The following is an 18,818-nucleotide window of genomic DNA, read 5'->3' on the forward strand; positions in this document are numbered from 1 at the left end:
ACCTCACGGGCCCGGTTGTCGGTGGCGCGTGACAGGATCGGAGATGTACCAGGAATGCAGAAGCAGAACCGCAGGCTCGAGGGAGAGCGCGATGGCCAGCAAGCCGCCCACAGGTGACCCGGTCCAGGACGCACCGCAGGTCGCGGCACCTCAGCACGCGGCTGCCGGGCTTCCCGCGATCGGCCACACGCTGCGCATTGCCCAGCAGCAGATGGGCGTGCGCCGTACCGCTCAGACCCTGCTCAAGGTCAACCAGAAGAACGGCTTCGACTGTCCTGGCTGCGCCTGGCCGGAGGGCGACCACCGGCACACGGCGGAGTTCTGTGAGAACGGGGCGAAGGCGGTCGCCGAGGAGGCCACGCTGCGCCGGGTCACGCCCGAGTTCTTCGCGGCGCACCCGCTGGCCGACCTCGCCTCGCGCAGTGGTTACTGGCTGGGCCAGCAGGGCCGGATCACACAGCCGATGTATCTGCCGGAGGGCGCGGACCAGTACGAGGCGGTGACCTGGGAGCGGGCCTTCGCGATCATCGCCGAGGAGCTCACGGCGCTGGAGTCACCGGACGAGGCGCTCTTCTACACCTCGGGCCGTACCAGCAACGAAGCGGCGTTCCTGCTCCAGCTCTTCGCCCGCGAGTTCGGCACCAACAACCTTCCCGACTGCTCGAACATGTGCCACGAGTCGTCCGGCTCGGCGCTGAACGAGACGATCGGCATCGGCAAGGGCAGCGTCTCGCTGGAGGACATGCACCAGGCGGATCTGATCATCGTCGCGGGGCAGAATCCGGGCACCAACCATCCGCGGATGCTCAGCTCGCTGGAGAAGGCGAAGGCCGCGGGCGCGAAGATCATTTCGGTGAATCCGCTGCCGGAAGCGGGACTTGAGCGGTTCAAGAACCCGCAGACTCCGCAGGGCATGTTCAAGGGCGTCGCGCTCAACGATCTCTTCCTGCAGATCCGCATCGGCGGCGACCAGGCCCTGTTCCGGCTGCTGAACAAGCTGATCGTCGAGACGGAAGGCGCCGTCGACGAGGAGTTCGTGGGCGAACACACCCACGGGTACGAGGAGTTCGCCTCCGCCGCGCGGGCCGCCGACTGGGACGAGACGCTCGCCGCGACCGGCCTCGACCGGGCGGAGATCGAGCAGACGCTGAAGATGGTGCTGGCGTCCGAGCGCACCATCGTGTGCTGGGCGATGGGCCTGACCCAGCACAAGCACGCGGTGGCGACCATCCGCGAAGTGGTCAACTTCCTTCTGCTGCGCGGCAACATCGGCCGTCCCGGTGCCGGCGTCTGTCCGGTGCGCGGGCACTCCAATGTCCAGGGCGACCGCACGATGGGCATCTTCGAGCGGCCCGCGCAGGGATTCCTGGACGCGCTGGAGAAGGAGTTCGGCTTCGCTCCGCCGCGCCACCACGGCTTCGACGTCGTACGGTCCATCCAGGCGCTGCGCGACGGTGAAGCGAAGGTCTTCTTCGCGATGGGCGGCAACTTCGTCGCCGCGACGCCGGACACCGAGGTCACCGAGGCGGCCATGCGCAAGGCCCGTCTCACCGTCCATGTGTCGACCAAGCTGAACCGCTCGCACGCCGTCACCGGCACGCGGGCGCTGATCCTGCCCACCCTCGGTCGCACCGACAAGGATGTGCAGGCGGGCGGCCGGCAGGTGGTCACCGTCGAGGACTCGATGGGCATGGTGCACGCCTCCCGCGGCAACCTCACCCCGGCGAGCCCTCATCTGCTGTCCGAGCCGGCGATCGTCGCCCGGCTGGCGCGGGCGGTGCTGGGCCCGGCGTCGACGACGCCGTGGGAGGAGTTCGAGAAGGACTACGGGTCGATCCGCGACCGCATCGCGCGCGTGGTGCCCGGCTTCGAGGATTTCAACGCGAAGATCGCGCGTCCCGGCGGTTTCACCCTGCCGCACGCGCCGCGCGACGAGCGACGCTTCCCGACCGCCACCGGCAAGGCGAATTTCACGGCGGCGCCGGTCGAGTACCCGAAGGTGCCCGAGGGCCGGCTGCTGCTGCAGACCCTGCGCTCGCACGATCAGTACAACACCACGATCTACGGCCTCGACGACCGCTACCGCGGCATCAAGGGCGGCCGCCGGGTCGTTCTGGTGCACCCCGACGACGCCCGGGAGCTGGGCCTGGCGGACGGCTCGTACACCGATCTGGTCAGTGAGTGGAAGGACGGGGTGGAGCGGCGGGCGCCCGGTTTCCGTGTGGTGCACTACCCGACCGCCCGGGGCTGCGCGGCCGCCTATTACCCGGAGACGAATGTGCTCGTGCCGCTGGACTCCACCGCCGACACCAGCAACACACCGGTGAGCAAGTCGGTGGTCGTGCGGTTCGAGCACGGCCGGTGACCGGGCTCGGGGAATGAGACCACCGGTCTAAGCGGTTGCTCAGGCATCTGATAAGACGGTGCACACGACACGCAACGTCGGCATGCAATGTACTGAGCTGAGATCGGAGCCGGGCCCCATGGGCGAGCAGACAACTGTGAAGTTCCCGCAAGAGGTCATCGACGAATACGCCGCGCTCGGCGTCGACCTGCCCGCGCTCTTCTCTGCCGGGCACCTGGGCAATCGCATGGGCGTGCAGATCGTCGAGGCGTCGGCGGACCGCGTCGTCGGCACCATGCCGGTCGAGGGCAACACCCAGCCCTACGGACTGCTGCACGGCGGCGCCTCGGCCGTGCTGGCCGAGACGCTGGGCTCGATCGGCTCGATGCTGCACGGCGGATCGAGCAAGATCGCGGTGGGCGTCGACCTGAACTGCACCCACCACCGAGGCGTACGGTCCGGCCTGGTCACCGGGGTCGCGACGCCCGTGCACCGGGGCCGCTCCACGGCGACGTACGAGATCGTGATCACCGACGAGCGGGACAAGAGGGTCTGCACGGCCCGGCTGACCTGCCTGCTGCGGGACGCCGGCGGCGCGGGCAGCTGACTGCCCGCGGGCTTGTTGTGTCACCGATCGTGACGGCTTAGCGTTCCCGTATGGGGACCAAGCCGCACGCCTCGGTCGGGTACGCCACCTGCGCTCTTCTTCTCACGCTCGCCGTCGCGGGCTGCACGGAGTCCTCCCCGTCCGCCCAGCCGTCCTCGCGGCCCGCCACGTCAACCCCCGTACCGCAAAAGTCCTCACCTGCGGATATATGCACAAGTCTGGTCTCTTACTGGGCCAAAGAGGCCCTCAAGGGCAGCAAGTGGTCCGGAATCGACTGGGAGCAGAAGGGGCTGTCCAACGAGCAGTACGCGATCCACGAGGAGATCGTCGCCGCGGCCCGTGCCGAGGAGAAGCGCCAAGGCCGTGCCGCGGCACTGACGTTGATCGACGTCCGGGCCCGGCAGAAGTGCACGGAACAAAACGGCGCAACCGGCAGCTCGGAGAACTGGCGTCCGCCGAAGTCGCCGAGTCCGTCGACATGAGCGGCGGCATCGGCCCGGTCGAGCCGGCGGGCGGCGGATGGCCCGCTGAACCGGCCGAAATCATCGGCGATGCCAACTCCGGCCGTCCGGCGTCCCGTTGGCACCGGCCGGCGCTGGTGGGCGCGGTCGCCGCCGCTCTGGCCCTGGCCGCGGCCCAGCTCTTCGCAGAGCGCCCCGCACCTGCGCCGGAACCCGCTCCCGGGCTGGTCACCCGCATCGCCTACCAGGGCATGGCCGGCCAACCCGACGTCCGGGCCCACGTCTTCACCCTCGGCGTGGGCATCACCGTCGTCCGTGGATCACCTGTCACGGTGCAGTCGATCCGGCAGCCGTATGCCATGATGCGGACCAGCGTGCGTCCGGAACCACCGTTCGACGTACGCCCTGGTACGACCCGGTACATCACACTTCGGGTCGCGGTGCGAAGCTGCGCGGGGATCCCGCGCGACATGGAGCTTCCCTTCCTCGATGTGACTCTGCGTAGCAGGGGAGCGGTCGAGAATACGGGCTTCGTGCTCAGCCGCGCCTACTCGGACGATCTCGCCGAGGCCCTTCGCACGATCTGCCCGCAGCCGGCCACAAGATCCACTGGGGCCCCTTAGCGGAACTGGGCGTTCTCACGATGTGAGCAGAAACCTCGGCGCAACTTGTGCCGAATCCGCCCCCGCTCCCCCACCAAGTCTTGGCCTTGGCATAACAAGAGCGTCACATCCTGCCGTCCCGACTGCCCGACCCCGTCCGCTGCGCTTAGAGTCACGGCCAGTCACCGCGCCGCCGGGCGCATCACAAGCACGGCCGTGTACCCCCAGTACGGCCCGGCGACCAAACGGCACCTCAGAGGAGGGGCCGCGCCAGGGAAAGGACTTATCGTGCGCAACCGTTCCTTGCTCCTTCTCACTACCGTGATCACAACGGGAGCACTCACTCTGACCGCCTGCGGCTCGCGCGACGAAGACAAGAGCACTGACAGCGGGAGCAAGACCACCGTCGTGATCGGTGTCGACGCACCGCTGACGGGCTCGCTGTCCGCGCTGGGGCAGGGGATCAAGAACTCCGTGGACCTCGCGGCGAAGACCGCGAACAAGAACAACGAGGTCCCGGGCGTTGAATTCAAGGTCGAATCCTATGACGACCAGGCAGTTCCTGCCTCTGGCCAGGCCAATGCCACCAAACTCGTAGGCAACAAGGACGTTCTCGGCGTCGTCGGCCCGCTGAACTCCGGCGTCTCCCAGTCGATGCAGGGCGTCTTCGGCGCGGCGAACCTCACCCAGGTCTCCCCGGCCAACACCAACCCCGCGCTGACCCAGGGCGACAAGTGGGGCACCGGCGAGAAGAAGCGTGCGTTCAAGACGTACTTCCGTACCGCCACCACGGACGTCATCCAGGGCAAGTTCGCCGCCCAGTACCTGTACAACGACGCCAAGAAGAAGAAGGTCTACGTCGTTGACGACAAGCAGACCTACGGCGCCGGCCTCGCCGCGATCTTCTCCGCGGAGTTCAAGCGCCTCGGCGGCACCATCGCCGGCACCGACCACGTCACCGTGAAGGAGACCGACTTCTCCTCCACCGCCGACAAGGTCAAGGCCTCCGGCGCCGACTCGGTCTACTTCGGTGGCCAGTACCCCGAGGGCGGTCTCCTCTCCGACCAGGTCAAGAAGGCCGGAGCGAAGATCCCCACCATGGGTGGCGACGGAATCTACGACCCGGCGTTCATCAAGGCCTCCGGTGAGGCGAACGACGGCGACCTCGCGACCTCCATCGGTTACCCGGTGGAGAAGCTCCCGACCGCCAAGAAGTTCATCGACGACTACAAGGCGGCCGGCTACAAGGACGCTTACGCGGCGTACGGCGGCTACTCGTACGACGCCGGCTGGGCGATCATCCAGGCCGTCAAGGCAGTTGTCGCCGCCAACGACGGCAAGGTGCCGGCCGACGCCCGCGCCAAGGTCACCGAGGCCATGTCCAAGGTCTCCTTCGACGGTGTGACCGGCAAGGTCGCCTTCGACGAGTTCGGTGACACCACGAACAAGCAGCTCACCGTCTACGCCGTCAAGGGCGGCAACTGGGCGGACGTCAAGAGCGCCACGTTCGAGGACTGAAAAACCGCACTGCCCCGCATCAAATGAACCAGGCCGCGCGAGGGCGCAAACAGCGCCCTCGCGCGGAGTCATATCCGACACGCTCATCGGAGGCCCTGCGGTGAACGAACTGCCGCAACAGCTGGCCAACGGCCTTGCCCTCGGTGCCCTTTATGGCCTCATCGCCATCGGGTACACCATGGTCTACGGCATCGTCCAGCTTATTAACTTCGCCCACGGCGAGATCTTCATGATCGGGGGCTTCGGCGCCCTCACCACCTATATATGGCTCCCTAGCGGAGTCTCACTTCTGGTGGCGATTCCGCTCATGATCATCGGCGGCGCCATCGCCTCCGTCGCCGTCGCCACCGCCGCGGAACGCTTCGCCTACCGGCCGCTGCGTAACGCACCACGGCTGGCCCCGCTGATCACCGCGATCGGCCTTTCCATCGCCCTTCAGCAGCTCATCTGGGGTTTCTACCCGGACGCCAAGAAGGCCCGGAGCTTCCCGGAATTCACGGGTGACTCCTTCAAGATCTTCGAGAACCTCGCCATCCAGCGCGCCGACGCCTTTGTGCTGATCCTCGCGCCGCTGTGCATGCTCGGCCTCGGCCTGTTCGTCTCCAAGAGCCGCAGCGGCCGCGCCATGCAGGCCACCGCGCAGGACCCGGACACGGCGAAGCTGATGGGCATCAACACGGACCGCATCATCGTGATGGCGTTCGCCATCGGCGCCGCGTTCGCGGCGGTCGCGGCGGTCGCGTACGGCCTGGACAAGGGCCAGATCAACTTCGAGATGGGATTCATCCTCGGACTGAAGGCGTTCACCGCGGCAGTCCTCGGAGGCATCGGCAACATCTACGGAGCCATGGTCGGCGGCGTCGTCCTGGGCCTCGCGGAGTCTCTCTCGATCGCCTACATCGAAGAGATCCCCGGCATGCAGCAGCTCGGCGGTGGCGCCTGGTCCAACGTCTGGGCTTTCGTACTTCTCATCGTCGTGCTTCTGGTCAGGCCGCAGGGTCTGCTCGGTGAGCGCGTCGCGGATCGGGCGTGAGAACGATGACGGACATCACCAAGACGGCCGACGACGTCACCGCCGGGGACAGCGACTCCCGCGCCACCGCACTGCGCTGGCTCACGGTCGGCGGCGGCGTCGCCACCATCGCCAGCACCTTCCTGTCCTGGACGTACACCTCCGAGTTCCCCGGTGACCTCACGGTCTACGGCTACCCGGGCGGCCTGCAGGTCCTCACGCTCGTCGCGGGCCTGATCGTCGTCCTGTACGCGCTGGCCTCGCTGGGCACCAAGGGCCTGGGCTGGCTCGCGCCCGCCGGTACGACCAAGGCGCTCCAGCTGATCGCGATGGGTGCCATGGGCACCACCTGGTACACGGTGATCGCGATCGCCGTGGAGCTGGGCGGGCTCGCCAACCTGGAGCCGGGCGGCTATGTCGCGGCGGTGGCCTCGGCCATTCCCGTGGCCACCGCGTTCATGCTCCCCGATGACGCCCGTATCGCCCGGCGTCCCAAGGACCTGCCCTCCTGGGCCGAGATCCTGATCATCGTCGCCGCGTTCGCGGTCGGCATGTACGTCGTCACCTACGGCATCGACACCGAGTACGCCGAGCTCTTCGTCGGCTACCTCATCACCGTCGGGTTCGCCGGGGCCGCGCTCGTCAAGTCCGGGCTCGTCGCGCGCCTGTCCGGGCTCACCATGAAGTACCGGCAGGTCACCATGGTCGCCGCCTTCGCGGCTGCCGCGGCCTTCCCGTTCACGCAGAACACCGACACGTACACCCTGATCGCGGTCAACATCCTGATCTTCGCGACCGTCGCTCTCGGTCTGAACATCGTCGTCGGTCTGGCCGGCCTTCTCGACCTCGGATACGTCGCCTTCCTCGGCGTCGGCGCGTACACCGCCGCGCTGGTCTCCGGATCGACGGCCTCCGCGTTCGACGTGGAGTTCCCCTTCTGGGCCGCCGTCCTCCTGGGCGCGGTCGTCTCACTGATCTTCGGCGTCGTCATCGGCGCTCCGACCCTGCGGCTGCGCGGCGACTATCTCGCCATCGTGACGCTGGGCTTCGGTGAGATCTTCCGTATCACCGTCGGAAACCTCGACGGTGTCTCCGGTCCGCAGGTCACCAACGGCCCGAACGGCATCCCGAACATCCCGGACCTCGTGTTCTTCGGGTTCAACTTCGGTGAGCCGCACACGGTCCTGGGCGTCGAGCTCGGCAGTTACGCCAACTACTACCTGCTGATGCTGCTCGCGATGGTCCTCGTCGTCCTGGTCTTCAGCCGGGCCGGCAACTCGCGCATCGGCCGTGCCTGGGTCGCGATCCGCGAGGACGAGACCGCCGCGACGGCCATGGGCATCAACGGCTTCCGGGTCAAGCTGATCGCCTTCGCGCTCGGCGCCACGCTCGCCGGCCTCGCCGGCACCGTGCAGGCACACGTCCAGCACACCGTGGTCCCGGAGATGTACCAGTTCGCCGGTCCGGTCCCGCCCAACTCCGCCTTCCTGCTGGCGGCCGTCATCCTCGGCGGCATGGGCACCATCAGCGGCCCGATCATCGGCGCGACACTGCTCTACATGATCCCGGCGAAGCTGCAGTTCCTTCAGGACTACCAGCTCCTCGGCTTCGGCATCGCGCTGATCCTGCTGATGCGCTTCCGTCCGGAGGGCCTCATCGCCAACCGGCGCGCAAAGCTCGAATACCACGAGACCGACCAGCTCGACGTACCGGACGAAGACGCCGGCGTCGGCATCGCCAAGGCGGGGGTGTGAACGGAATGACAACCGCCACCAAGGACACCGCGGCCCAGGCCGAGGCCGTACTGGACGCCAGCGGGGTCACCATGCGCTTCGGCGGTCTCACCGCCGTGCGCTCGGTCGACCTCACGGTCCGGGCCGGAGAGATCGTCGGTCTCATCGGTCCCAACGGGGCCGGCAAGACCACCTTCTTCAACTGCCTCACCGGTCTGTACGTGCCGACCGAAGGCAAGGTGCAGTACAAGGGCACCGTCCTGCCGCCCAAGCCGCACCTGGTCACCAAGGCGGGCATCGCCCGGACCTTCCAGAACATCAGGCTCTTCGCCAACATGACGGTCCTGGAGAACGTCCTCGTCGGACGCCACACCCGGACCAAGGAAGGTCTCTGGTCCGCTCTGCTGCGCGGCCCCGGCTTCAAGAAGGCCGAAGCCCTCTCGCACGCACGGGCCATGGAGCTGCTGGAGTTCATCGGCCTGGCCCACAAGGCAGACCATCTGGCCCGCAACCTGCCGTACGGCGAGCAGCGGAAGCTGGAGATCGCCCGGGCCCTGGCCAGCGACCCCGGCCTGATCCTGCTGGACGAGCCGACCGCAGGCATGAACCCGCAGGAGACCCGGGCCGCCGAGGAGCTCATCTTCGCGATCCGCGACCAGGGCATCGCCGTGCTCGTCATCGAGCACGACATGCGGTTCATCTTCAATCTGTGCGACCGCGTCGCCTGTCTGGTCCAGGGCGAGAAGCTCGTCGAGGGCACGCCGGAGACGGTGCAGGGCGACGAGCGCGTCATCGCCGCCTACCTCGGTACGCCCTTCGAGGGCGCGCCGGGCGAGGCGGAGGTCGCCGAGGTCGAGGCGGCCGAGGCGCAGAGCAACACCAGCGCCATCAGCAAGGAAGGGGAAACCCAGTGACCGCTCTGCTCGAGGTCGAGGACCTCAGGGTCGCCTACGGCAAGATCGAGGCCGTCAAGGGCATCTCCTTCAGCGTCGAGGCCGGTCAGGTCGTCACCCTCATCGGCACCAACGGTGCGGGCAAGACCACCACGCTGCGGACGCTGTCCGGGCTGCTGAAGCCGTCCGGCGGCCGGATCCTCTTCGACGGGAAGCCGCTCGCCGGAGTCCCGGCGCACAAGATCGTGTCGCTGGGCCTGGCCCACTCCCCCGAGGGACGGCACATCTTCCCGCGGCTGACGATCGCCGAGAACCTCCAGCTCGGTGCGTTCCTGCGCACCGACAAGGCGGGCATCGAGCGGGACATCCAGCGCGCCTACGACCTGTTCCCCATCCTCGGGGAGCGCAGGAAGCAGGCGTCCGGCACCCTCTCGGGCGGCGAGCAGCAGATGCTAGCGATGGGCCGTGCGCTCATGTCGCAGCCGAAGCTGCTGATGCTGGACGAGCCGTCGATGGGTCTCTCCCCGATCATGATGCAGAAGATCATGGAGACCATCGTCGAACTGAAGGCGCAGGGCACCACGATCCTGCTCGTCGAGCAGAACGCGCAGGCCGCGCTCTCGCTCGCCGATCACGCCCATGTGATGGAGGTCGGCGAGATCAAGCTCACCGGCACGGGCCAGGATCTGCTGCACGACGAGAACGTCCGCAAGACGTACCTCGGCGAGGACTGAGCCGTACGCAACTGAGCCGTACGCAGAGCCGTACGCAGACGAAAGGGCCCGCACCCCGATCCCGGGGGCGGGCCCTTTCGCGCGAGGTCTACTGCCCCTTCGCGGCCTTCTTCTCCTCGGCGTCCTCGATGACCGCCTCCGCGACCTGCTGCATCGACAGCCGCCGGTCCATCGACGTCTTCTGGATCCACCGGAACGCGGCCGGCTCGCTCAGCCCGTACTGCGTCTGCAGCACGCTCTTCGCGCGGTCCACCAGCTTGCGCGTCTCAAGACGCTGCGAGAGGTCCGCGACCTCCTTCTCCAGCTGCTTCAGCTCGGTGAAGCGCGAGACCGCCATCTCGATCGCGGGGACCACATCGCTCTTGCTGAACGGCTTGACCAGATACGCCATCGCACCGGCGTCCCGTGCCCGCTCGACCAGATCGCGCTGCGAGAACGCGGTCAGCATCAGCACCGGCGCGATGGACTCCTCGGCGATCTTCTCGGCCGCGGAGATGCCGTCCAGGACGGGCATCTTCACATCGAGGATGACCAGGTCGGGCCGGTGCTCACGGGCGAGTTCGACGGCGCGCTGACCGTCGCCGGCCTCGCCGACCACCGCGTAACCCTCCTCCTCCAGCATCTCTTTGAGGTCGAGCCGGATGAGGGCCTCGTCCTCCGCGATCACGACGCGGGTCGTCAGCGGAGGGACATGCGACTTGTCGTCGTCGGCGACGGGCTGGTGCGAGTCGGGGGCGGTCACGGGACTCCTCATTCCAAGGCAGGGTGCTCCCCATGAGCCTACCCAGCTCCTGTATGGTTGGGACACGAAGGGTGTTCGTCATCCTTTGTTTCCAAGGCGCCCCGGTAGCCCAGCGGTAGAGGCAATGGTCTCAAACACCATCCAGCGTGGGTTCGAATCCCACCCGGGGTACTTTCCCTGACTTTCCAAGGTCACGATTTGAGGCCCCTCCACAGAGGGGCCTCTCCGCGTTTTCCGGGGCAGCCCCGGTGCGTTACCTGGGACTGTCGTCCTCGCCGATGTGGTGCACACGGACCAGGTTCGTGGAACCCGAGACTCCGGGCGGCGAGCCGGCCGTGATCACCACGATGTCGCCCTTCTGGCAGCGGCCGATCTTCAGCAGCTCCTCGTCGACCTGAGCGACCATCGCGTCCGTGGACTCGACGTGCGGGCCGAGGAAGGTCTCCACACCCCAGGTGAGATTGAGCTGCGAGCGGGTCGCCGGGTCCGGAGTGAAGGCCAGCAGCGGGATCGGCGAGCGGTAGCGGGACAGCCTGCGGACGGTGTCGCCGGACTGCGTGAAGGCGACCAGGAACTTCGCGCCCAGGAAGTCACCCATCTCCGCGGCCGCACGGGCCACCGCGCCGCCCTGCGTACGGGGCTTGTTGCGCTCGGTCAGCGGCGGCAGGCCCTTGGCGAGCACGTCCTCCTCGGCCGCCTCGACGATGCGGCTCATCGTGCGCACGGTCTCGACCGGGTACTTGCCGACGCTCGTCTCGCCGGAGAGCATCACGGCGTCGGTGCCGTCGATGACGGCGTTGGCGACGTCGGACGCCTCGGCGCGGGTGGGCCGGGAGTTGTCGATCATCGAGTCCAGCATCTGGGTCGCGACGATGACCGGCTTGGCGTTGCGCTTGGCGAGCTTGATGGCGCGCTTCTGGACGATCGGCACCTGCTCCAGCGGCATCTCCACGCCGAGGTCGCCGCGGGCGACCATGATCCCGTCGAAGGCGGCCACGATGTCGTCGATGTTCTCGACGGCCTGCGGCTTCTCGACCTTGGCGATGACGGGGAGGCGGCGGCCCTCCTCCTTCATGATGCGGTGGACGTCCTCGATGTCCTTGCCGCTGCGGACGAAGGAGAGCGCGATGACGTCGGCGCCGATCCGCAGGGCCCAGCGGAGGTCTTCGACGTCCTTCTCGGAGAGAGCGGGGACGGAGACGGCGACGCCGGGGAGGTTGAGGCCCTTGTTGTCGGAGATCATGCCGCCTTCGACGACCTTGGTGCGGACCCGGGGGCCGTCGACCGCGATCACTTCGAGGGCCACCTTGCCGTCGTCGACGAGGATGCGCTCACCGGCGGTGACATCGGCGGCGAGGCCGTCGTAGGTGGTGCCGCAGATGTTGCGGTCGCCCTCGGCCTCCTCGACGGTGATGGTGAACTCGTCGCCGCGTTCAAGGAGTACGGGACCTTCACGGAACCGTCCGAGTCGAATCTTCGGACCTTGAAGGTCGGCGAGGATGCCGACACTGCGGCCCGCCTCGTCGGATGCCTTTCGTACGTGGTGGTAGCGCTCCTCATGGTCGGCGTACGAGCCGTGGCTGAGGTTGAAGCGGGCGACGTCCATTCCGGCCTCGACCAATGCCTTGATCTGGTCGTATGTGTCGGTGGCGGGCCCAAGAGTACAGACGATCTTTGCTCGGCGCATGGCTCGAGCCTATGGCTTACCGGCGGGTAGAGAATCAGTCGCGCATGACTACTCAACAACCTTTACGTGAAGGGTTATTGACAAGTGTTGAATTGTGCGCGGGGGTGCTCCGATGAGCAATCGCTGACACCGGCTCACAACAGCGCTAGAGCCTCGGCGGAGTCATCGTGAAACGGGCGTTGACCTGCGCATAGACCGTCTGGCGCTGAGGTTCGAGATCGAGCGCCGGGGCCATTTCCGCGCTGTCTGCGCCGGCGAACGCCGCCATGCGCATTCCGCCCGCGGGCGCTGACGCTGCGTAAGAATCTGCATTCTCCGCGCCGAGGTCCGCGAGTTCCACCAGAGCGGACAATTGCGCGCCGAGCGCCTCCGCGTATTCACGGGCCCGCTGGACCGCCTCCAGCACCGCCTGACGGCGGGCCTCGCCATGGGCGGGCGAGTCGGGGCGCAGCGCCCACCACGGACCGTCGACACGGGTGAGGTCGAGATCCGCGAGGCGCGTGGTCAGCTCGCCGAGCGCGGTGAAGTCGGTGAGCTCGGCGGTGATGTGGACGCGGCCGTGATAGGCGCGGACGCGTTCGCCGCGGCCGTGCCGGGTCAGCTCCGGAGTGATGGAGAAGGCCCCGGTCTCCAGCTTCTCGACGGAATCGCCGTAGGACTTGATCAGGTCCAGCACGGCGGAGTTGCGGCGGGTGAGGTCTTCCAGAGCACTGCGCCGGTCGGTTCCGCGGGCGTTGACCGCCACACCGATCCGCGCGATCTCCGGGTCGAACTCGAGGCGGGCCTCGCCGCGCACGGCAACCCGCGGCGTTTCCGGTGTGCCGTACGGCGCTGCGGTGGTGGGTGCGTCGGTGGTCACGGGAGGCTCCCTCGTATCTGGGTCGTCACCAACACTCTCCCACCCGGGTCCGGCAATCTGCGGTCACCAGATCGAAACCCGCAAAGGGTGTTGTCCCATGTGGCTGCTGCGCCACAATCTACGCGCGTTGTGCAATCTCAAGAGGGAAGCAAGAGGGAGACGAAATGCCGCTCGATCGAAGGACGTTCCTGGGTACCTCGGTTGCCACCGGCGCCGGTGTCGCGCTGGCCGGAGCCACCGCCGCGCCCGCGGAAGCGTCGGGCCACGGACGTCCGCCGAAGCGGTACTCCTTCACCGTCATGGGCACCACTGACCTGCACGGCAATGTCTTCAACTGGGACTACTTCACCGACAAGGAGTTCGACGACAAGACGCACAACGATGTGGGCCTGGCGAAGATCTCCACGCTGGTGAACCAGATCCGCGAGGTAAAGGGCAGGCGCAACACGCTGCTCATCGACGCCGGCGACACGATCCAGGGCACGCAGCTGTCGTACTACTACGCCAAGGTCGACCCGATCACCGCGAAGCGCGGTCCTGTGCACCCGATGGCGCAGGCCATGAACGCGATCGGATACGACGCCGCCGCGCTCGGCAACCACGAGTTCAACTACGGCATACCGGTGCTGCGGAAGTTCGAGGAGCAGTGCCGCTTCCCGCTGCTCGGCGCCAACGCGCTGGACGCCAAGACGCTCCGCCCGGCCTTCCCGCCGTACAGCATCCACCGGCTGTGCACCCCGCACGGACGTGAGGTCAAGGTCGCGGTCCTCGGCCTCACCAACCCGGGCATCGCCATCTGGGACAAGGCGAACGTCCAGGGCAAGATGGTCTTTCCCGGGCTCGAGGAGCAGGCCGCGAAGTGGGTGCCGAAGCTGCGCTCCATGGGCGCGGACGTGGTGATCGTCTCCGCGCACTCGGGCTCCAGCGGCACCTCGTCGTACGGCGACCAGCTGCCGTACATCGAGAACGCCGCAGGTCTTGTCGCCGAGCAGGTGCCCGGCATCGACGCGATCCTCGTCGGCCACGCGCACACCGAGATCGCCGAGTACTTCGTCACCAACAGGGAGACCGGCGAGCAGGTCGTGCTCTCCGAGCCGCTGAAGTGGGGCCAGCGGCTCACGCTCTTCGACTTCGACCTGGTGTGGGAGAAGGGCCGCTGGAGCGTCGAGAAGGTCGGGGCGCAGGTGCTCAACTCGAACACGGTCGCCGAGGACCCGAAGATCGTCGGGCTGCTTGCCGACGAGCACGAGAAGGTCGTCGCGTACGTCAACCAGGTCATCGGCACGTCGACGACCGCGATGGCGGCGACCGAGGGCCCGTACAAGGACGTCCCGATCATCGATCTGATCAACCACGTCCAGGCGGAGACGGTGAAGGCGGCTCTCGCGGGCGGCGAGTACGCGGCGCTGCCGGTCGTCTCGCAGGCCTCCTGCTTCTCACGGACGGCGGCGATCCCGGCCGGACAGGTGACCATCCGCGAAGCGGCCGGCCTGTACGTCTTCGAGAACACGCTGGAGGCGCGGCTGCTGACCGGCGCGCAGCTGAAGGACTATCTGGAGTTCTCGGCGCGGTACTTCGTCCAGACGCCGGCCGGATCCCCGGTGGACCCGGCGAAGCTCACGAACGCCGACAACACCCCGGACTACAACTACGACGCGGTGTACGGCCTGACGTACGACATCGACATCGCCAAGCCGACCGGCTCGCGCATCACCGGGCTGTCCTTCGCGGGCCAGCCGATCGACCCGGCCGCGCAGTTCGTGTTCGCGGTCAACAACTACCGTGCCAGCGGCGGCGGCAACTTCCCGCATGTCGCGGCGGCGAAGCAGCTGTGGGCCAACTCCGACGAGATCCGCAACACGATCATCACGTGGGTGAAGGCCAACGGCTCGATCGACCCGGCGAAGTTCGCCTCGGTGGAGTGGAAGCTGACGCGGGACGGCACGCCGGTGTTCTAGGTCCTGTCCTTCTGATCAGGTTCGTTCCACGAGTGGGAGCAGGCCCGCCGGCACGTGTGCCGGGCGGGCCTGTTCGCGTTCCAGACCGAAGCTGGTGAAGGCGGTGCGCCGGGGCATCGGATACGGCTCCTTGCCGGTGAGCGAGTTGAGGATACGGGAGCTGCGCCAGGCGGCGAGGCCGAGATCGGGCGCGCCGACGCCGTGCGTGTGCTTCTCGGCGTTCTGTACGTACACCGAGCCGGTCACCGCGGGGTCGAGGAGCAGCCGGAACTCCTCGTCGATCCGGTGGCGTCCGGAGGAGTCGCGGCGCAGATACGGGTCCAGTCCGGCGAGCATCCGGTCGACCGGGCGCTCGCGGTAGCCGGTGGCGAGGACCACCGCGTCCGTGGTGAGGCGGGAACGGGTGCCCTGTTGGCCGTGTTCCAGATGAAGCTCCACCTTGGTGGTGGCGACCCGGCCGGCGGTGCGGACGCTGACACCGGGCGTGAGGACCGCGTCGGGCCAGCCGCCGCGCAGCGTACGGCGGTAGAGCTCGTCGTGGATGGCGGCGATGGTGTCCGCGTCGATGCCCTTGTGGAGCTGCCACTGGCGCGGGACCAGCCCGTCGCGCGTCTGCTCGGGCAGCGCGTGGAAATAGCGGGTGTAGTCGGGTGTGAAGTGCTCCAGGCCGAGTTTGGAGTACTCCATCGGCGCGAACGCGTCGGTACGGGTCAGCCAGTGGATCCGCTCGGCGCCGGCCGGGCGCTCCCGCAGCAGATCGAGAAAGACCTCGGCGCCGGACTGGCCGGAGCCGATGACCGTGATGTGCTCGGCGCCCAGCAGCCGTTCGCGGTGGTCGAGATAGTCGGCGGAGTGGATCACCGGGACGGTCGGCGCGTCGGCGAGCGGTCTGAGCGGCTCGGGGACGTACGGCTCGGTGCCGACGCCCAGCACGATGTGCCGGGTGTACGCGCGGCCCAGGGCCTCCGCCTCGCCGTCCTTGTCGAGCTGGGTGAAGTCGACCTCGAACAGGGCGCGTTCGGGGCTCCAGCGGACGGCGTCGATCTGGTGGCCGAAGTGCAGTCCGGGGAGGTTGTCGCTGACCCAGCGGCAGTAGGCCTCGTACTCGGCGCGGAGGATGTGGAACTTCTCGGCGAAGTAGAACGGGAAGAGCCGCTCGCGGGCGCGCAGATAGTTGAGGAACGACCACGGGCTGGCCGGGTCCGCGAGGGTCACCAGGTCGGCGAGGAACGGGACTTGGAGGGTCGCGCCCTCGATCAGCAGACCGGGATGCCAGGTGAAGGCGGGCCGCTGCTCGTAGAAGGCGGTGCACAGGCCGCCGTGGACGCCGTCGGCGAGGGCGGCGAGCGAGAGGTTGAACGGGCCGATGCCGATGCCGACGAGGTCGTGCGGCTGGTCGGCTTCCTGGCCGAGTTCATGGCCGCGTGCCTGGTCGCGTTCTGGTGCGGGCGTACCGGTCATCGGGTGGTGCCTTCCACGAGTTCTTCCACGAGTTCGAGCAGGGCTTCCAGGTCGCTGGTGGTGGCGTGGGGGTTGAGGAGAGTGGCCTTGAGCCAGAGGCGGTCGTCCGCACGGGCCCGGCCGAGGACCGCCCGGCCCTCGGTGAGCAGCCTCCGGCGGATCGCGGCGGTCTCCTCGTCGGTCGCCGCGACGGGCCGGAACAGCACGGTGGACAGCGTCGGGCGTCGGTACAGCTCCAGGCGCGGATGCTTGTCGACCAGCTCGGCGAGCTGCTCGGCCAGTGCGCAGGTCCGGTCGACCAGCACGCCGAGACCGGTGCGGCCGAGCGCTTTCAGGGTGACGGCGACCTTGAGGATGTCGGGCCGTCGCGTGGTGCGCAGCGAGCGGCCCAGCACATCGGGGAGCCCGGCCTCGGTGTCGTCGTCGGGGTTGAGGTAGTCGGCGGTGACGTTCAGGGGAGCGAGCCGGGCCCGGTCGGCGACGGCGAGCAGGCCCGCGGCGACCGGCTGCCAGCCGAGCTTGTGCAGATCGAGGGTGACGGACTGGGCGCGCTCCAGGCCGGCGAGCCTGCCCCGGTGTGCCGCGCTGAACAGCAGGGGTCCGCCGTAGGCGGCGTCCACATGGAGTTCGGTGCCGTGGCGTGCGCACAGGTCGGCGATCTCGGCAAGCGGGTCGATCTGGCCGGTGTCGGTGGTGCCGGCGGTGGCGACGACGAGGCGGGAGCCCGGCAGGCTGCTGAGCGCTTCGTCGAGCGCGGCCGGGTCGAGGATGCCGGAAGGCGCCGGGACGGTGACCGGCTCCGGCATGCCGAGCAGCCAGGCGGCGCGGCGAACGGAGTGGTGTGTGGCGGCTCCGCAGATCACCTGGAGCGCGGTGCGGTGGCGCTCGCGGGCCAGGAGCAGGGCGAGCTGGTTGGACTCGGTGCCGCCGGTGGTGACGAGGGCGTCGGGGTCCCTTCCCTCGGGGAACACTTCCGCGCCGAGGGCACGGGTGACGGCGGCCTCCAGCTCGGTGGCCGACGGGGCCTGGTCCCAGGAGTCCAGGGACGGGTTGAGGACGGAGGCGGCGAGATCGGCGGCGACGGCGAGTGCGAGGGGGGACGTGTGGAGGTGGGCGGCGCACAGGGGGTCGGCGGGATCGGCGGCACCTTCGGTGACGGTGCGGACGAGGGTGCGGAGGGCCTCGTCGGCGCCGATGCCGGTGTCGGGGAGCACGGGTTCGGCCGCGCGCACGACCCGTTCCGCGACGGCCTCGGGCCCGCCGGCCGGGAACGGCCCGCCGCGGGCGGCCGCACCGTCGCGGAGTGCGTCGAGCACGACGGCGATGAGGGGACGCAGTGCGTCGGGGCCGGCGGGGCCGCCGGCGAGAGGCGGGGTGCTCATGCGGGGTCCTTCGGGTGTGTGCGGCGGACACCACCAGCCTGATCGTGGACCGGGTGAGGTGCCGGGATGCTCAACGATCCGGACCCGAAAGTGGTACTGCGGTGCGGAAGAGGGGAGTTGGGGTGTGGGCGAGCGGTATGGGCCCGGACCCGGTGCCGGGGGTGCCGCTGCGCGGGCCTGTTCCCCTCCCCGCCCTTTCCCGAACTGGGGCTCCGCCCCAGACCCCGTACGGCCTCCGGCCGTGGCTGAGCTCTCGACACGGCGAGAGGGCGCTAGGCGGCGGAGCCGCCAAACCCCGTACGGCCTCGCCGTACTCGCCGCAAGGCCCCGTACCGTCTCGCCGTACTCGCCGTACTCGCCGGACGCGGCTGGGACGTCGTCCGGCGGCGGCCGAGCTGCACCGGCCGGGACGAGCGGAGCTCTCGACACGGCGAGAGGGGGCTGGGCGGCGGAGCCGCCAGGCCCCGTACAGCCTTCGGCCGTGTCCTCAAGCGCCGGACGGGCCGGAGCCCTCGGCACGGCGCGAGGAGGCTTGGACGGCGGAGCCGCCAGGCCCCGTACCGCCTCGCCGCACTCGCCGCACTCGCCGCACTCGCCGCGCTCGCCGTACGTGGCTGGAGAATCCAGCCACGTACGGCAGGAGCCGGGCTCAGCCGGAGAACCAGCCCCGTCGGCAGGAGCCGAGTCAGGCCGGAGAACCCGCCTCGCCGGCGTTGAGGCGCGGGGGGCGGGGGCCCCCCCCCCCCCCCCCCCCGGGGGGGGCGGGGCCGCCCCCCCCCCCCCCGCGCCCGGGGGGGCCGTTGTGGGCCCGGTGTGGGGGGCGGG

15 protein-coding genes and 1 tRNA gene are annotated in these 18,818 nt (G+C 68.7%); 11 read left to right on the forward strand and 5 right to left on the reverse strand.

Annotated elements, in window-relative coordinates; all coding sequences use genetic code 11:
* The first annotated feature begins 91 nt into the window (after positions 1 to 91).
* The 9 genes from ACH4YL_RS33505 to ACH4YL_RS33545 all read left to right on the forward strand — a co-directional run bounded on the left by ACH4YL_RS33505 (position 92) and on the right by ACH4YL_RS33545 (position 9,904).
* Positions 92 to 2,365 carry an FdhF/YdeP family oxidoreductase gene (locus ACH4YL_RS33505; RefSeq protein WP_398511268.1) on the forward strand — a complete coding sequence of 758 codons (2,274 nt, stop codon included), beginning with the start codon at positions 92 to 94 and terminating at the stop codon, positions 2,363 to 2,365.
* Positions 2,366 to 2,483: 118 nt separating this feature from the next.
* The gene (locus ACH4YL_RS33510; RefSeq protein ID WP_398511269.1) at positions 2,484 to 2,951 is read left to right on the forward strand and encodes a PaaI family thioesterase; all 468 of its coding nucleotides are present in this window, start codon (positions 2,484 to 2,486) and stop codon (positions 2,949 to 2,951) included.
* Positions 2,952 to 3,001: 50 nt separating this feature from the next.
* The gene (locus ACH4YL_RS33515; protein WP_398511270.1) at positions 3,002 to 3,433 is read left to right on the forward strand and encodes a hypothetical protein; all 432 of its coding nucleotides are present in this window, start codon (positions 3,002 to 3,004) and stop codon (positions 3,431 to 3,433) included.
* Complete coding sequence (locus tag ACH4YL_RS33520; protein ID WP_398511271.1) at positions 3,358 to 4,035, forward strand: hypothetical protein; 678 nt, start codon at positions 3,358 to 3,360, stop codon at positions 4,033 to 4,035. The genes ACH4YL_RS33515 and ACH4YL_RS33520 overlap by 76 nt, the downstream gene beginning before the upstream one ends.
* A 267-nt stretch (positions 4,036 to 4,302) precedes the next feature.
* On the forward strand, positions 4,303 to 5,532 hold the full coding sequence (locus tag ACH4YL_RS33525) for a branched-chain amino acid ABC transporter substrate-binding protein (protein WP_398511272.1): 1,230 nt from the start codon (positions 4,303 to 4,305) through the stop codon (positions 5,530 to 5,532).
* A 100-nt stretch (positions 5,533 to 5,632) separates the two neighbouring features.
* Complete coding sequence (locus ACH4YL_RS33530) at positions 5,633 to 6,565, forward strand: branched-chain amino acid ABC transporter permease (RefSeq protein ID WP_398511273.1); 933 nt, start codon at positions 5,633 to 5,635, stop codon at positions 6,563 to 6,565.
* A gap of 5 nt (positions 6,566 to 6,570) precedes the next feature.
* Entirely contained in the window at positions 6,571 to 8,298 is a 1,728-nt protein-coding gene (locus tag ACH4YL_RS33535; RefSeq protein ID WP_398511290.1) for a branched-chain amino acid ABC transporter permease, read from the forward strand.
* A 5-nt stretch (positions 8,299 to 8,303) separates the two neighbouring features.
* On the forward strand, positions 8,304 to 9,191 hold the full coding sequence (locus ACH4YL_RS33540) for an ABC transporter ATP-binding protein (protein ID WP_398511291.1): 888 nt from the start codon (positions 8,304 to 8,306) through the stop codon (positions 9,189 to 9,191).
* Positions 9,188 to 9,904: an ABC transporter ATP-binding protein gene (locus ACH4YL_RS33545; protein ID WP_398511274.1), complete on the forward strand. Its 717-nt coding sequence runs from the start codon at positions 9,188 to 9,190 to the stop codon at positions 9,902 to 9,904. The genes ACH4YL_RS33540 and ACH4YL_RS33545 overlap by 4 nt, the downstream gene beginning before the upstream one ends.
* A gap of 88 nt (positions 9,905 to 9,992) precedes the next feature.
* Here ACH4YL_RS33545 and ACH4YL_RS33550 read toward each other — a convergent pair whose 3' ends face one another.
* Entirely contained in the window at positions 9,993 to 10,646 is a 654-nt protein-coding gene (locus ACH4YL_RS33550; protein WP_398511275.1) for an ANTAR domain-containing response regulator, read from the reverse strand.
* Between the two features lie 98 nt (positions 10,647 to 10,744).
* Between ACH4YL_RS33550 and ACH4YL_RS33555 the strand changes: the two genes are divergently transcribed.
* A tRNA-Leu gene (locus tag ACH4YL_RS33555) sits at positions 10,745 to 10,817 on the forward strand.
* A gap of 82 nt (positions 10,818 to 10,899) precedes the next feature.
* Here the strand turns inward: ACH4YL_RS33555 and pyk are convergent.
* On the reverse strand, positions 10,900 to 12,333 hold the full coding sequence (gene pyk, locus ACH4YL_RS33560; protein ID WP_398511276.1) for a pyruvate kinase: 1,434 nt from the start codon (positions 12,331 to 12,333) through the stop codon (positions 10,900 to 10,902).
* Positions 12,334 to 12,478: 145 nt separating this feature from the next.
* The gene (locus tag ACH4YL_RS33565) at positions 12,479 to 13,192 is read right to left on the reverse strand and encodes an SIMPL domain-containing protein (RefSeq protein WP_398511277.1); all 714 of its coding nucleotides are present in this window, start codon (positions 13,190 to 13,192) and stop codon (positions 12,479 to 12,481) included.
* Positions 13,193 to 13,356: 164 nt separating this feature from the next.
* Here ACH4YL_RS33565 and ACH4YL_RS33570 point away from each other — a divergent pair, with 164 nt between their 5' ends.
* The gene (locus ACH4YL_RS33570) at positions 13,357 to 15,150 is read left to right on the forward strand and encodes a bifunctional metallophosphatase/5'-nucleotidase (RefSeq protein WP_398511278.1); all 1,794 of its coding nucleotides are present in this window, start codon (positions 13,357 to 13,359) and stop codon (positions 15,148 to 15,150) included.
* Between the two features lie 15 nt (positions 15,151 to 15,165).
* On the opposite strand, the gene ACH4YL_RS33575 is transcribed toward ACH4YL_RS33570, so the two are convergent.
* Positions 15,166 to 16,611: a lysine N(6)-hydroxylase/L-ornithine N(5)-oxygenase family protein gene (locus ACH4YL_RS33575; RefSeq protein ID WP_398511279.1), complete on the reverse strand. Its 1,446-nt coding sequence runs from the start codon at positions 16,609 to 16,611 to the stop codon at positions 15,166 to 15,168.
* Positions 16,608 to 17,993 (reverse strand): pyridoxal phosphate-dependent decarboxylase family protein, encoded by a 1,386-nt coding sequence (locus tag ACH4YL_RS33580; protein ID WP_398511280.1) that lies wholly within the window; start codon positions 17,991 to 17,993, stop codon positions 16,608 to 16,610. Before ACH4YL_RS33580 ends, ACH4YL_RS33575 begins: the two co-directional genes overlap by 4 nt.
* Between the last annotated feature and the right edge of the window lie 825 nt (positions 17,994 to 18,818).

It is taken from the genome of Streptomyces sp. NPDC020681, assembly GCF_044334895.1.
Classification (GTDB): Bacteria; Actinomycetota; Actinomycetes; order Streptomycetales; family Streptomycetaceae; genus Streptomyces.